This window comes from Bacteroides sp. RTP21281st1_H5_RTP21281_210402, from assembly GCF_040918965.1.
In the GTDB taxonomy this organism is placed as follows: Bacteria; Bacteroidota; Bacteroidia; order Bacteroidales; family Bacteroidaceae; genus Bacteroides; species Bacteroides congonensis.
Genome location: NZ_JBCOWR010000017.1, coordinates 22,493 through 35,178 on the forward strand (window position 1 = coordinate 22,493; position 12,686 = coordinate 35,178).

The 12,686-nt window shown below is 41.5% G+C and carries 13 protein-coding genes; 7 read left to right on the forward strand and 6 right to left on the reverse strand.

Annotated features, from left to right (window positions below; translation table 11 throughout):
- The first annotated feature begins 7 nt into the window (after window positions 1-7).
- Window positions 8-1,297, forward strand: a complete 1,290-nt coding sequence (locus tag AB5443_RS20435; RefSeq protein WP_022137265.1) for a nucleotide sugar dehydrogenase — start codon at window positions 8-10, stop codon at window positions 1,295-1,297.
- Window positions 1,298-1,304: 7 nt separating this feature from the next.
- Window positions 1,305-2,075: a lipopolysaccharide kinase InaA family protein gene (locus AB5443_RS20440; protein ID WP_195406699.1), complete on the forward strand. Its 771-nt coding sequence runs from the start codon at window positions 1,305-1,307 to the stop codon at window positions 2,073-2,075.
- Here AB5443_RS20440 and AB5443_RS20445 read toward each other — a convergent pair.
- The 4 genes from AB5443_RS20445 to AB5443_RS20460 are packed head-to-tail and all read right to left on the reverse strand — an operon-like array spanning window position 2,065 to window position 5,619.
- The gene (locus tag AB5443_RS20445) at window positions 2,065-3,036 is read right to left on the reverse strand and encodes a glycosyltransferase family 4 protein (protein ID WP_277131609.1); all 972 of its coding nucleotides are present in this window, start codon (window positions 3,034-3,036) and stop codon (window positions 2,065-2,067) included. The two genes, AB5443_RS20440 and AB5443_RS20445, sit on opposite strands and share 11 nt — an antisense overlap.
- Window positions 3,037-3,048: 12 nt before the next feature.
- Window positions 3,049-3,960: a glycosyltransferase family 2 protein gene (locus AB5443_RS20450; RefSeq protein WP_022137268.1), complete on the reverse strand. Its 912-nt coding sequence runs from the start codon at window positions 3,958-3,960 to the stop codon at window positions 3,049-3,051.
- An 18-nt stretch (window positions 3,961-3,978) separates the two neighbouring features.
- Window positions 3,979-5,010: a glycosyltransferase family 9 protein gene (locus AB5443_RS20455; RefSeq protein ID WP_277131612.1), complete on the reverse strand. Its 1,032-nt coding sequence runs from the start codon at window positions 5,008-5,010 to the stop codon at window positions 3,979-3,981.
- 3 nt (window positions 5,011-5,013) lie between these two features.
- Window positions 5,014-5,619, reverse strand: a complete 606-nt coding sequence (locus tag AB5443_RS20460) for a DUF4254 domain-containing protein (protein ID WP_277131614.1) — start codon at window positions 5,617-5,619, stop codon at window positions 5,014-5,016.
- A 117-nt stretch (window positions 5,620-5,736) separates the two neighbouring features.
- On the opposite strand from AB5443_RS20460, the gene pdxB reads away from it, so the two are divergent.
- Window positions 5,737-6,777 carry a 4-phosphoerythronate dehydrogenase PdxB gene (pdxB, locus tag AB5443_RS20465; RefSeq protein ID WP_368114257.1) on the forward strand — a complete coding sequence of 347 codons (1,041 nt, stop codon included), beginning with the start codon at window positions 5,737-5,739 and terminating at the stop codon, window positions 6,775-6,777.
- Here the strand turns inward: pdxB and purN are convergent.
- Complete coding sequence (gene purN / locus AB5443_RS20470) at window positions 6,774-7,397, reverse strand: phosphoribosylglycinamide formyltransferase (protein WP_277131618.1); 624 nt, start codon at window positions 7,395-7,397, stop codon at window positions 6,774-6,776. The two genes, pdxB and purN, sit on opposite strands and share 4 nt — an antisense overlap.
- Window positions 7,398-7,495: 98 nt before the next feature.
- On the opposite strand from purN, the gene AB5443_RS20475 reads away from it, so the two are divergent.
- Genes AB5443_RS20475 through rnc form a run of 3 tightly spaced genes read left to right on the forward strand, consistent with a single transcriptional unit; the run spans window position 7,496 to window position 9,965 of the window.
- The gene (locus tag AB5443_RS20475) at window positions 7,496-7,732 is read left to right on the forward strand and encodes an acyl carrier protein (RefSeq protein ID WP_002558672.1); all 237 of its coding nucleotides are present in this window, start codon (window positions 7,496-7,498) and stop codon (window positions 7,730-7,732) included.
- Between the two features lie 15 nt (window positions 7,733-7,747).
- Window positions 7,748-9,010: a beta-ketoacyl-ACP synthase II gene (fabF, locus tag AB5443_RS20480; RefSeq protein ID WP_022136931.1), complete on the forward strand. Its 1,263-nt coding sequence runs from the start codon at window positions 7,748-7,750 to the stop codon at window positions 9,008-9,010.
- The gene (gene rnc, locus AB5443_RS20485) at window positions 8,976-9,965 is read left to right on the forward strand and encodes a ribonuclease III (protein WP_277131622.1); all 990 of its coding nucleotides are present in this window, start codon (window positions 8,976-8,978) and stop codon (window positions 9,963-9,965) included. Before fabF ends, rnc begins: the two co-directional genes overlap by 35 nt.
- Here rnc and AB5443_RS20490 read toward each other — a convergent pair.
- A complete protein-coding gene (locus AB5443_RS20490; protein ID WP_073346891.1) occupies window positions 9,907-10,917 on the reverse strand; it encodes an ATP-dependent 6-phosphofructokinase in 1,011 nt (336 codons plus the stop codon). The two genes, rnc and AB5443_RS20490, sit on opposite strands and share 59 nt — an antisense overlap.
- A 136-nt stretch (window positions 10,918-11,053) precedes the next feature.
- Here AB5443_RS20490 and AB5443_RS20495 point away from each other — a divergent pair, with 136 nt between their 5' ends.
- A complete protein-coding gene (locus AB5443_RS20495) occupies window positions 11,054-12,562 on the forward strand; it encodes a GH3 auxin-responsive promoter family protein (protein ID WP_022136927.1) in 1,509 nt (502 codons plus the stop codon).
- Window positions 12,563-12,686: the final 124 nt, after the last annotated feature.

The following is a 12,686-nucleotide window of genomic DNA, read 5'->3' on the forward strand; positions in this document are numbered from 1 at the left end:
AAGCAGTATGGGAAATATAAAAATAGGCATTATTGGATTAGGGTATGTAGGTTTGCCATTAGCACGCTTGTTCGCTACAAAATATCCAGTAATAGGCTTTGATGCTAAAAAGACCAGAGTAGAAGAATTGATGACCGGACATGACTCCACTTTGGAAGTGGATGATGCAACATTACGTTCTGTCTTAAGAAATAATACACCCGACAAGGAAGAAACCGGTTTATATTGTTCTTACAGCCTGGAAGACCTGAGAAATTGTAATTATTACATAATATGCGTACCAACCCCGGTCGACAAGCATCACAATCCGGATTTAACCCCGCTATACAAGGCCAGTGAAACTGTAGCTAAAGTTATCAACAAAGGAGACACTGTCATTTATGAATCAACAGTATACCCAGGAGTTACCGAAGAAGAATGCATTCCTGTTATCGAAAGAATATCCGGCCTAAAATTCAATATTGATTTCTTTGCCGGTTATTCTCCTGAGCGCATTAACCCAGGAGACAAACAACACACTGTTGAGAAAATCAAAAAAGTGACTTCCGGTTCAACACCTGAAATCGGAGAAAAAATAGATCATCTTTATAGTTCTGTAATTACAGCAGGTACACATCTTGCTTCCAGCATAAAGGTTGCAGAAGCCGCTAAAGTCATCGAGAATTCTCAAAGAGACATCAATATAGCATTCGTCAACGAACTATCCAAGATCTTTAACTTGATGGGAATAGACACTCAAGAGGTACTGGATGCCGCTGCCACAAAATGGAACTTTCTACCTTTTAAACCCGGGTTGGTTGGTGGACATTGCATTGGAGTGGATCCTTACTATTTAGCCCAAAAAGCCCAAGACTACGGCTATCATCCCGAGGTCATACTTGCCGGAAGAAGAATAAATGACAGTATGGGTGAATATATTGCCAGTCAGGTCGTAAAATGCTTAATCAAAAAAGGAAACTATGTGAAAGGCGCACACATACTAGTTTTGGGATTTACATTTAAAGAGAACTGTCCAGATGTACGCAATACAAAAGTCTTTGATATTATAAAAGCATTAAAAGACTATAATACCAATATCACAATCTACGACTATTGGGCCAAACCTGAAGAAGTAAAAAGGGAATATAATTTAGAAATAGCCAATGAGCTTCCCAAAGATAAGTTTGATGCAATAGTCCTTGCAGTAGCTCACAATGAATTTCTGAAACTTGACATCAAAAATATGATAAAACAGGATGGGATTATTTATGATGTAAAAGGCCTACTTAAAAGCAATATGGTTGACGGACGTTTATAATCTTTTTATGATTGACTATCAGATTAATCCCCAATATACACATTTAAAAGAATGTATTCTATCTCTGCCCGAACGCTTCGAGAAAGAAGGAGAAGTTATATATTCAGGAAGAAATACACTAAAAGTAATTAAATGCGGAGAAGTACCCATGTGCGTCAAAGCGTTCAAATTACCACACTTCATCAATAAAATAGTTTATGCTTATTTTCGAAAATCAAAAGCCGAACGTTCTTTCATTTATGCAACCCGCTTCAGCAAGTTAGGTATTAACACTCCTGAACCAATAGCCTTTATATTATATAAAGACAAGCTTGGACTAACAAGAAGTTACTATATTTGCCGCCAGCTGGATTACGATTTTACTTTCAGAGGAATAAGTAATTTGCCTCAACAGGAACAAGAAACCGTTCTTCAAGAATTCGTCAGATTTACCTATGCCTTTCACCAAAAAGGGGTTTACTTCATTGATCATTCGGCAGGAAACACTTTGATAAAAAAGAATATGAATGGAACCTTCAGCTTTTATTTGGTAGATTTAAACCGTACTAAATTTACTAATGTAACCACAAAGGAAGGATTGAGAAATCTTTCCAAATTAGAGGCCTCCCACAATATGCTCACCATAATGGGAAGAGAATATGCCCTTTTAACTCACTGCAATACAGAAGCAACAACAAAGAAACTAATTCAGTTAACAGACAGGCACAATAAAATAACCGAAAGAAAAAGCTTCATTCGGAACACTCGAAGAAAAATCAAGCGCCTCTTTACTTCATAAGGTACTTTTCTATACTTCGGGCCAATACATGCCAATCAAAGTTCTCTACATTTTTACGTGCAGCTTTTCCCAATTGCTCTCTCAGCCTTTCATTCTCTATTAAAGTTTTTAGCCGACGGCGTATCATAAAAGTATATCTCCATGTATGAAGACCGGTAACGCCGTCTATCAACAAATCACGTGTACCTGCTGTTGTCGCAATAACAGGAAGAGCGCATGCCATTGCCTCTGCCACAGTATTGGACCATCCGGCATGCCCCTCCGCAGCCACAAAAATATCTGCCCGATTAAACAGTTCCGAGTTTTTATCAAAAGGATGATTCTGAACAAAATCAAAAGGAACAGAAGTAGAAAAGTTGTCTATCAGTTTCTGAGCTTTCTCACTTATAGCCGTATCAAACAAAAGTAATTTTATATTATATCCTTTTTTATATAACTTCTCGCATGCTTTAACAACATACTTTGTACCTTTGACCCTCTCCGCCAAGCGTCCATAAGCCATAATACAAAAAGGACGCCCCTCAACAGAATAGTCTGTTTTTTCTTGATAATTTGAAACATTCACCCCACCCAACGCTTTGAAGGCTTCAATACCATATTTCTTCTTATCATATAAGTAGATATTAGTAGAGCACGCAAAAACTTCAATATCTGAATATTTTAAAGCTTTCCGGATTTTTTCCGTCATTCTGACGTGATAAAAAATCTTCCTCTTGGTATTAGCTGTAGTCAACTGTTCTAGAAATTTCACCTCCGTTGTAAACAATGCATCAATGTCATCTTTCTTTAGAGCTGCAATTTTTTTTGTTTCTCCTTTAAAATCATACCAGGACGGAGATTTTCCTTCTACCGTGTAAACAGTAAAAGTGTGGCCCAACTCTATAAAAATATTCCCTAATTCCAAAAAGCGCTTCACTCCACCATAAAGTTTCGTATGAGGCAAAATTACTCCTAAATGCATAATTATCCTAATTTATTTTTCCCATATTTTTTTTGAATGCGGACTTTTCTTAAATAAGCATAAGGCTCTTTTTAACCGGCTACGAACTATATCTTTATTTAAAGTCAGACTATCTATCTTTTCTATGGCACCCTCATCAAAACGTTCACCTCGCTTAAGAATATTCCGCATAAAAGAAGCCGAAGTAATTCCCCATTTTAACAAAAACTGCATGCTACCATCATTCTTTCTAACCCGACCTGTTGAACGAGCCTCAAAATGATATACCCGACTTGCAGATATCCCCTTAAACAAGCGCACACCCGCCATCCAAAGTTTTGCAGAGAAATCCGGATCACTATACATTCCCGGTGAAAACTCAACACTATACCCACCTACCAAATCCCAAATATCCCGATGCACAACATTAGGCGGCCAAGTAGCTCCAAACCAGTCGAAATGAGGCAGTAACTGATACTTACCCAATAGCTCTTCTTCATTAAACGTCTCCACACTTTCTCCAAAATTAGCAGGTGCTATCACACTTTTACAAAAAAAAGGACGAGGCTGAATTAAAGTAGATGAAAAGAAAAATTTATTATCCGGCAGGGGCTGAATTTCGTTCCACAAAGCAGCATCCCAACCCGGACATACATACATATCATCATTCATATACAAAATATAATTGGTCTTCACCAAAGGACGTAGTCCATTTAACGCCCAACAAACTCCGATATTATTCTCGCTATAAGTATGCTCATATTCATTCTGCCGTATCCACGCAAGCGTACCATCCCTGCCTTCATTTACATGAATCAGTATCTGATGTCTATATACTGAATTTTTATTTATACTCTCAATACATAATTTGAGATAATCCAAATTATTCCATGTGGGAATGAGAATCGAAAATTTATATTCATCTTCTAACAAATCCTTCTGCATTTTAATTCTTTTTTATTATCAACCAATGATTCCTTCAATCTTCGCAATCACCTGTTCGGGCTTTATTTCTCTCAAGCAGGCATAATCTCCCCGCCAGCAAAGTTTCTGTCCATATACCGAACAGGGACGACATGACAAATCAAGTTGCACGGTATTGACAGGCAATTGTTTCCACCCCATAAAGCCTGCATAAGGATGGGTCGCACCCCATATGGAGACGACTGGGATATTTACCAATGATGCCAGATGCATATTGGCGGAATCCATTGAAAGCATCACATCCAAATGGCTCATCAGGTTCAATTCCGTACGCATATTCAACTTGCCAATCATGGAAACGACAGAAGGGTATTTGGCGATCCATGCATCAAAGATTTCCTGTTCACTTTTACCGCCTCCGAACAGAAAGACTTTCACCGCAGGATTAGCCGCAAAATGGGCAATCACTTTCTCCTGCAGTTCCAATGGATAAATCTTTCCCGTATGTTTGGCAAAGGGAGCAATACCGATCCATTTCTGATTCTCTTTAGGGCCGGTAACCGGTTCTATTTCTGCAAAGTTTCCTTTGCCTTCTCCATAAATGGAAGAGAAGTTCAACAAGACCGGAAGTCCGAGCTTTTCCAGCACATCAGCATAACGACGGAAAGAACTCTTCTGATTTTCCATTACTTTATGATGTCGGCGAACCAGTTTCTTCTTGCCTGCCCGCCCCTTACAAATATGGGCAACCGGTATATTGGCAAGCCTGAAACGCAGGCATAAATATCTGGCACGGAGCACATGGTGAAAATCTGCGATATAGTCAAAGTGCATCGCTTTCAGCTCCGAATAAAGACTGTTCAGTCCCCACAAACCTTTATGTTTACCTGTCAAATCAGCTCCTATGAAATTCACATTGCCGGGCAATTCCTGAAAAAGGGGTTGCCATACAGCACGGCTTAACACTGTTATCTCATGCTGTGGATATTGCACAGCAAGGGAATGTATCACCGGTATTGTCATTGCGACATCACCTAAAGCTGAAAAACGGATAATGAGAATACGCGCCATTCGTTATTTTCTAGCATAAAGCACCGGATTCAATGCCGGGTCGTTATACATCTTCATCTGTTTATATACTTTCATGTATTTATTTCCTGCTTCAATATCTGCCAACAACTGATCGATAGCCGAAGAAAGATCTTTTCGCTGTTCAAGCAGGATATTCAGCTTAGTCTGACATTGCGCACGGTGTTCTTCGGTAGTATCCGTACGTTCCACTTCTTGCTGCATGTGGTAGATTTTCAATGCAAGGATAGACAAACGGTCGATTGCCCATGCGGGACTTTCCGTGTTAATTGTTGCAGCCGGCAGAGGCTTTACGTCTTTATACTTATCCAGAAAATAGCTGTCAATCAATTCAACCAAGTCCGTTCGATCCTGATTGGACTTATCGATTCTTCTTTTCAATACCAATGCTGCTACCGGATCAATTTGGGGATCACGGATTATATCCTCAAAATGCCATTGAACGGCATCAATCCAATTCTTTAGATACAAATAATACTCAATAGTTTTCAACTCGTAAGGATTGTTCATCGGTGCATCTACACTATCCGTTACATGGTAATCATTGGTAGATTTCCAAAAAATCTCGTTGCAAAGGTTACTAAATGTCATAATCTTAACTAGCTTATAGGTATATAATAGGGCAAATCTATGTAATATTTTTCAGACAAGCAACCGTTTCTTACTTTTTTATTTGTTACCTTTGTGGGTATTAAAGATGAATTGTATATGAAAATTATTATAGATAATAAAATACCTTATATAAAAGAGGCGGTTCAGGGAATAGCCGATGAGGTAATCTATGCTCCGGGAAAGGATTTCACTCCGGAATTGGTACGGGATGCGGATGCGCTTATCGTCCGTACCCGCACGCATTGCAACCGTGAATTATTGGAAGGAAGCCGGGTGAAGTTCATTGCTACGGCAACCATTGGTTTCGACCATGTCGATACGGAGTATTGCAAGCAGGCAGGCATCGAATGGACGAATGCCCCGGGATGCAATTCCGCTTCTGTCGCCCAATATATACAATCATCGCTTCTTGTATGGAAGTCTGTCAGGAATAAAAGACTGGATGAACTGACTATCGGGATTATAGGCGTAGGCAATGTAGGAAGCAAGGTGGCTAAAGTGGCACAAAGCTTTGGCATGCGCGTCCTATTGAATGACTTACCGCGAGAAGAGAAAGAAGGAAAAGGGAATTTCTTTTCTTTGGATAAAATAGCGGAAGAATGTGACATCATCACTTTTCACGTACCTTTATATAAGGAAGGGAAATATAAGACCTTCCATTTGGCTGACGAAAACTTCTTTCGTTCATTAAAACGGAAGCCAGTTATCATCAATACTTCACGGGGTGAAGTCATTGAAACGGATGCCCTTTTGAATGCTTTAAGCAGTCAGGCTATTTCGGATGCCATTATTGATGTATGGGAGCACGAACCCGAAATCAATCGAGAACTGCTGGAGAAAGTTATCATTGGTACCCCTCATATTGCAGGCTATTCTGCTGACGGGAAAGCCAACGCAACACGTATGTCACTGGATGCAATTTGCAAGTTCTTTCAGATAGATGGAGATTATGAAATTAATGCACCGGCACCTGCTTTTCCTGTTATTCAAGCAAAAAGTTACGAAGATGCACTTCTTCAAATGTATAACCCAGTCGAAGATAGCGACCGATTGAAAAGTCAACCGGAGCTATTCGAGACCTTACGTGGAGATTATCCTTTAAGAAGAGAGGAGAAAGCTTATATAATAAAGTATTAGGTAATAAGTAATACTTCCTCTATAATCTGTGGGAAGTGCTCGTATTCCAAAGCATGCACTTTCTTGGCGACATCATCAGGAGAATCTGTCGGAAGTACGGGACAAGTCGCCTGGAAGATTGTGTTCCCTTCATCATAATGCTCATTAATATAATGTATAGTGATGCCGCTTTCTTTTTCACCGGCAGCGACTACCGCTTCGTGAACACGGTCGCCATACATCCCCTTTCCTCCGTATTTAGGCAGAAGAGCCGGATGTATATTTATTATTTTATCGGGATAAGCATGCAAAAGCAGATCGGGTACACGAACCAGAAAGCCTGCCAGCACGATAAAATCAATGCGGGCCTCCTGCAAAACAGCCAGAATTTCGTCTCCGGCTATCCAATCTTCCTTTGGAAACACGTTACAGGGCACTCCCAGGCGATGCGCACGTTCTAAAACATAGGCATCACTCTTATTAGAAAGCACCAACGAAACCTGAGCGGAATCGTTTTTTTGGAAATACCGGATAATATTCTCGGCATTAGAGCCGGAACCGGAAGCGAAAATTGCGATGTTTTTCTTCATAACTCTCATATTCGATGCACAAAACAGTGAAAAATGTGCAAAACATTGCATTTATTTAGTCAAATATTTGCGCAAAACGATAAATATTCATTCCTTTGCACCGCAAATTTAAAGAAATAAAACTAATTATTAATTAAAAACTTAAAGTTATGTCTGAAATTGCATCAAGAGTAAAAGCGATTATCGTTGATAAATTAGGCGTTGAAGAATCAGAAGTTACAACCGAAGCAAGCTTCACTAACGACCTGGGAGCAGATTCTCTTGACACTGTAGAACTTATCATGGAATTCGAAAAAGAATTCGGTATCTCTATTCCTGATGACCAAGCAGAAAAGATTGGTACTGTAGGTGATGCTGTATCTTATATCGAAGAACACGCTAAGTAATTCGATTTCATCAATATGGAATTAAAAAGAGTGGTAGTAACAGGTCTTGGCGCCATTACTCCCGTTGGCAACAGCGTTCCCGAGTTTTGGGAAAACCTTGTGAACGGGGTTAGTGGAGCAGGACCTATTACTCATTTTGATGCGTCGCAATTCAAGACCCAATTCGCATGCGAAGTGAAAAACTTCGAGGCAACAAAATACATCGACCGCAAGGAAGCAAGAAAGATGGACCTATACACTCAGTATGCCATCGCCGTTGCCAAAGAAGCGGTAGAAGATTCAGGGCTTGACACAGAAAAAGAAGACTTGAACAAAATCGGTGTTATTTTTGGCGCCGGTATTGGTGGTATACATACATTTGAAGAGGAAGTGGGCAACTACTATACTCGTCAGGAAATGGGACCGAAGTTTAATCCGTTCTTCATTCCAAAGATGATTTCGGATATTGCTGCCGGACAGATTTCTATTATGTATGGTTTCCACGGTCCTAATTATGCGACTTGTTCAGCATGTGCTACTTCTACCAATGCTATTGCAGATGCCTTTAACCTGATTCGTCTGGGTAAAGCAAATGTAATTGTGTCCGGTGGCTCGGAAGCAGCGATCTTCCCTGCAGGTGTGGGTGGCTTTAACGCTATGCACGCTCTGTCAACCCGTAACGACGAGGCTTCCAAGGCTTCACGTCCGTTCAGCGCAAGCCGTGACGGTTTCGTAATGGGTGAAGGTGGCGGTTGTCTGATCCTGGAAGAGTTGGAACATGCTAAAGCACGCGGTGCAAAAATCTATGCAGAAGTTGCCGGTGTAGGCATGTCTGCAGATGCACATCACTTGACAGCTTCCCATCCGGAAGGTCTTGGAGCTAAACTGGTGATGAAGAATGCACTGGAAGATGCGGAAATGGATCCGAAAGAAGTAGATTATATCAATGTACACGGTACATCTACTCCGGTGGGTGATATTTCAGAAGCAAAAGCGATTAAGGAAGTATTCGGCGATCATGCGTTCGAGTTGAACATCAGTTCAACCAAATCAATGACAGGTCATTTGTTGGGTGCTGCCGGTGCGGTAGAATCCATTGCAAGTATCCTTGCCATCAAGAACGGTATCGTTCCTCCGACTATCAACCATGAAGAAGGTGACAACGACGAAAACATCGATTATAACCTTAATTTCACGTTCAACAAAGCACAGAAACGCGAAGTTAATGTTGCCTTGTCCAATACATTCGGATTCGGCGGTCACAATGCGTGCGTTATCTTCAAGAAATACGCTGAGTAATATCGTGTTACGTAACCAAATAGATAAGATAAGGCTCTTGTTCCGCAAGGACAGAGAGTCTTATCTTTGTTTTTATCATATACTCGGATTCTATCCGCGTAATATCCGGCTTTACGAGCAGGCTCTTCTGCACAAGTCTACTTCGCTCCGTTCGGAAAAAGGACGTCCTTTAAATAACGAACGCCTGGAGTTCCTGGGTGACGCCATCCTTGACGCCATCGTAGGAGATATTGTCTACAAGCGTTTTGAAGGGAAACGGGAAGGTTTCCTGACCAACACGCGTTCCAAGATCGTACAACGGGAGACTTTGAACAAGTTGGCCGTCGAGATTGGGTTGGACAAGCTCATAAAGTATTCTACCCGCTCTTCTTCTCACAACAGTTATATGTACGGAAATGCTTTTGAAGCATTTATCGGAGCTATTTATCTGGATCAGGGATATGAACGTTGCAAGCAGTTTATGGAGCAACGTATCATCAACCGGTATATTGACCTGGATAAAATATCCCGCAAAGAGGTTAACTTCAAATCCAAGTTAATCGAATGGAGTCAGAAAAGCAAGATGGAAGTTTCTTTTGAACTGATAGAGCAATTCCTCGATCAGGACAGCAACCCTGTATTTCAAACAGAAGTACGCATAGAAGGCCTTCCTGCGGGAACAGGTACGGGGTATTCCAAGAAAGAGTCTCAACAGAATGCTGCCCAGATGGCTATCAAGAAAGTGAAAGATCCGACATTCATTACGACCATTAACGAGACTAAGGAACAGCAAACAGCAATAGCTGACGAGTCTGAGACTGAACCGGATACAGCCCCCGAAATGGAAATTGAAAATATGTCAGAAGAGAACCAATCTGTCGACGGCGAAGTTGCTATGGCGGAAGTGTCCTCGGAATCTAACCAAAGCAAATTCCCATACGACGACCCTGAATCACCAGATCGTGTTCTTCCGTAACCAGTTTCAGTTTTCCGGCAACCTCTTCAAGGGGGATAGATGAAATGTCGTCTCCTCTTAGAGCTACCATTCGCCCGAATTCTCCATTTGCAATCAATTCTGTTGCGTGACCGCCCATACGGGTGGAAAGGTTACGGTCGAAAGGAGTAGGCGAACCGCCACGTTGGATATATCCCAATACAGTTTCACGAGTCTCTATTCCGGTTTCATATTCAATTTCCTGTGCAATATATTCCGCAGCACGTTTACGGCCATCTGTCTGAATCCCTTCAGCCACTACTACAATGGAGTAAGGTTTGCCTTTTTTCAGCCTATCCAGAATTGTATTGCCAATATTCTTTATGTTATAAGGGATTTCAGGGACAAGGATAACATCTCCCCCACCTGCCATACCAGAATACAAAGCAATCCAACCGGCTTTATGTCCCATCACTTCAATTACCATCACTCTTTTATGAGAGCTGGCAGTGGAATGCAGGCGGTCAATGGCATCCGTGGCAATGCTTACTGCCGAATCAAACCCGAAAGAGATATCTGTTCCCCAGATGTCATTGTCAATGGTTTTCGGGACTGATACGATATTCACCCCCATTGCGGCAAATTTGGCGGCGGTCTTTTGTGTTCCATTTCCCCCGATGCAGACTACACAATCCAAGCCCATTTCCTGAATATTCTGAAGGATAAGTGCCGGCTTGTCAACATCCGAGATGACACCTCCTTTCTTAAAGGGCTTTTCGCGGGAAGTTCCCAGCATCGTTCCTCCAAGATTCAGCAGGCCGGACAGAGATTTATCTGTAAAGGACTCGACATCCTTCGTCAGCAAACCTTGAAAGCCGCTGTGAATACCTATCACTTCCATCCCATAATAATTGATGGCTGTCTTGCACACGCCACGAATGGTGGCATTAATACCGGGGCAGTCCCCGCCTGAGGTTAAGATTCCAATTCTCATTGTCGCATTTTTTAGTCAAAAACTCGGGGATTCTGGTAAACTCGTCAATTTTAACGATTATTTCCGTCGTAAAGATAGAAAAAAAAGATAAATAAGTTACTTTTGCACGACTAAACATTATTATGTTAAAGCAGAAATGAATATTACAAAAATTATTAGTAAGACTTTTGATTCCCGTTTAAAACAAATAGATCTATATGCTAATCAGGCTAGTGAGATTCAACATCGTGTATTGAATCGCTTGGTGCAGCAGGCTGCCCGGACTGAATGGGGTAAAAAGTACGACTATGCCTCTATCCGCAGCTATGAAGATTTCAGAAAACGCCTGCCCATCCAAACATACGAAGAGATAAAGCCTTACGTAGAGCGTTTACGGGCAGGAGAACAGAACCTGCTTTGGCCGTCGGAAATACGTTGGTTTGCCAAATCATCCGGTACGACTAATGATAAGAGCAAGTTTCTTCCTGTCAGCAAGGAAGCATTGGAGGATATTCATTACAGAGGTGGGAAAGATGCTGCGGCCCTTTATTTCCGTATCAATCCGGATAGTCATTTCTTTTCCGGAAAGGGATTGATTATGGGTGGTAGCCACAGTCCGAATCTTAATTCCAATCATAGTTTGGTCGGGGACTTGTCGGCTATTTTAATTCAAAATGTAAATCCGCTTATTAATTTCATTCGTGTGCCAAGCAAGAAGATTGCATTGATGAACGAATGGGAAGCTAAAATAGAAGCAATCGCTAACAGTACTATTCCGGTGAATGTAACGAGCTTGTCCGGTGTGCCATCCTGGACGCTGGTGCTTATCAAACGCATTCTTGAGAAAACCGGGAAACATACATTGGAGGAAGTATGGCCTAATCTGGAAGTGTTCTTCCATGGTGGCGTGGCTTTCACTCCTTACCGCGAACAGTATAAGCAGGTGATTCAGTCGCCTAAAATGCATTATGTGGAGACTTATAATGCTTCTGAAGGGTATTTCGGTACGCAGAATGATCTTTCTGATCCTGCTATGTTGTTAATGATTGACTACGGAATCTTCTACGAATTTATTCCACTGGAAGAAGTGGACAAGGAAAATCCGCGGGTATATTGCCTTGAAGAGGTGGAACTGAACAAGAATTATGCAATGGTGATTTCTACTTCCTGCGGTTTGTGGAGGTACATGATTGGTGATACGGTGAAGTTTACGAGCAAGAATCCCTATAAGTTTGTTATCACGGGAAGAACAAAGCATTTCATCAATGCTTTCGGTGAGGAATTGATTGTTGATAATGCTGAAAAGGGACTGGCTAAGGCTTGCGCAGAAACGGGAGCACAGGTTTGTGAATATTCTGCGGCGCCGGTCTTTATGGATGAGAATGCAAAATGCCGTCACCAATGGCTAATAGAGTTTGCCAAGATGCCGGATTCTGTTGAGAAGTTTGCGGCGATACTGGATGCTACTCTGAAAGAGGTCAATTCTGACTATGAGGCAAAACGGTGGAAGGATATTGCGTTGCAGCCATTGGAGGTAATTGTTGCCCGCCAAGGGTTGTTCCATGATTGGATGGCGCAAAAAGGAAAATTGGGAGGGCAGCACAAAGTTCCCAGATTGAGTAATACGAGGGAGTATATTGAGACGATGTTGCCGTTGAATCAATAGTATTCTTTTTCTTTCGTCTTGATACGAAAGAAAAAGAACCAAAAAGAAAGAATCAAGGCTGCGTTTTTTCAGCTACTCCGGTGATTTCTCCAGCTAAAGGGCAGAAACTCGCTACGCTCAAACA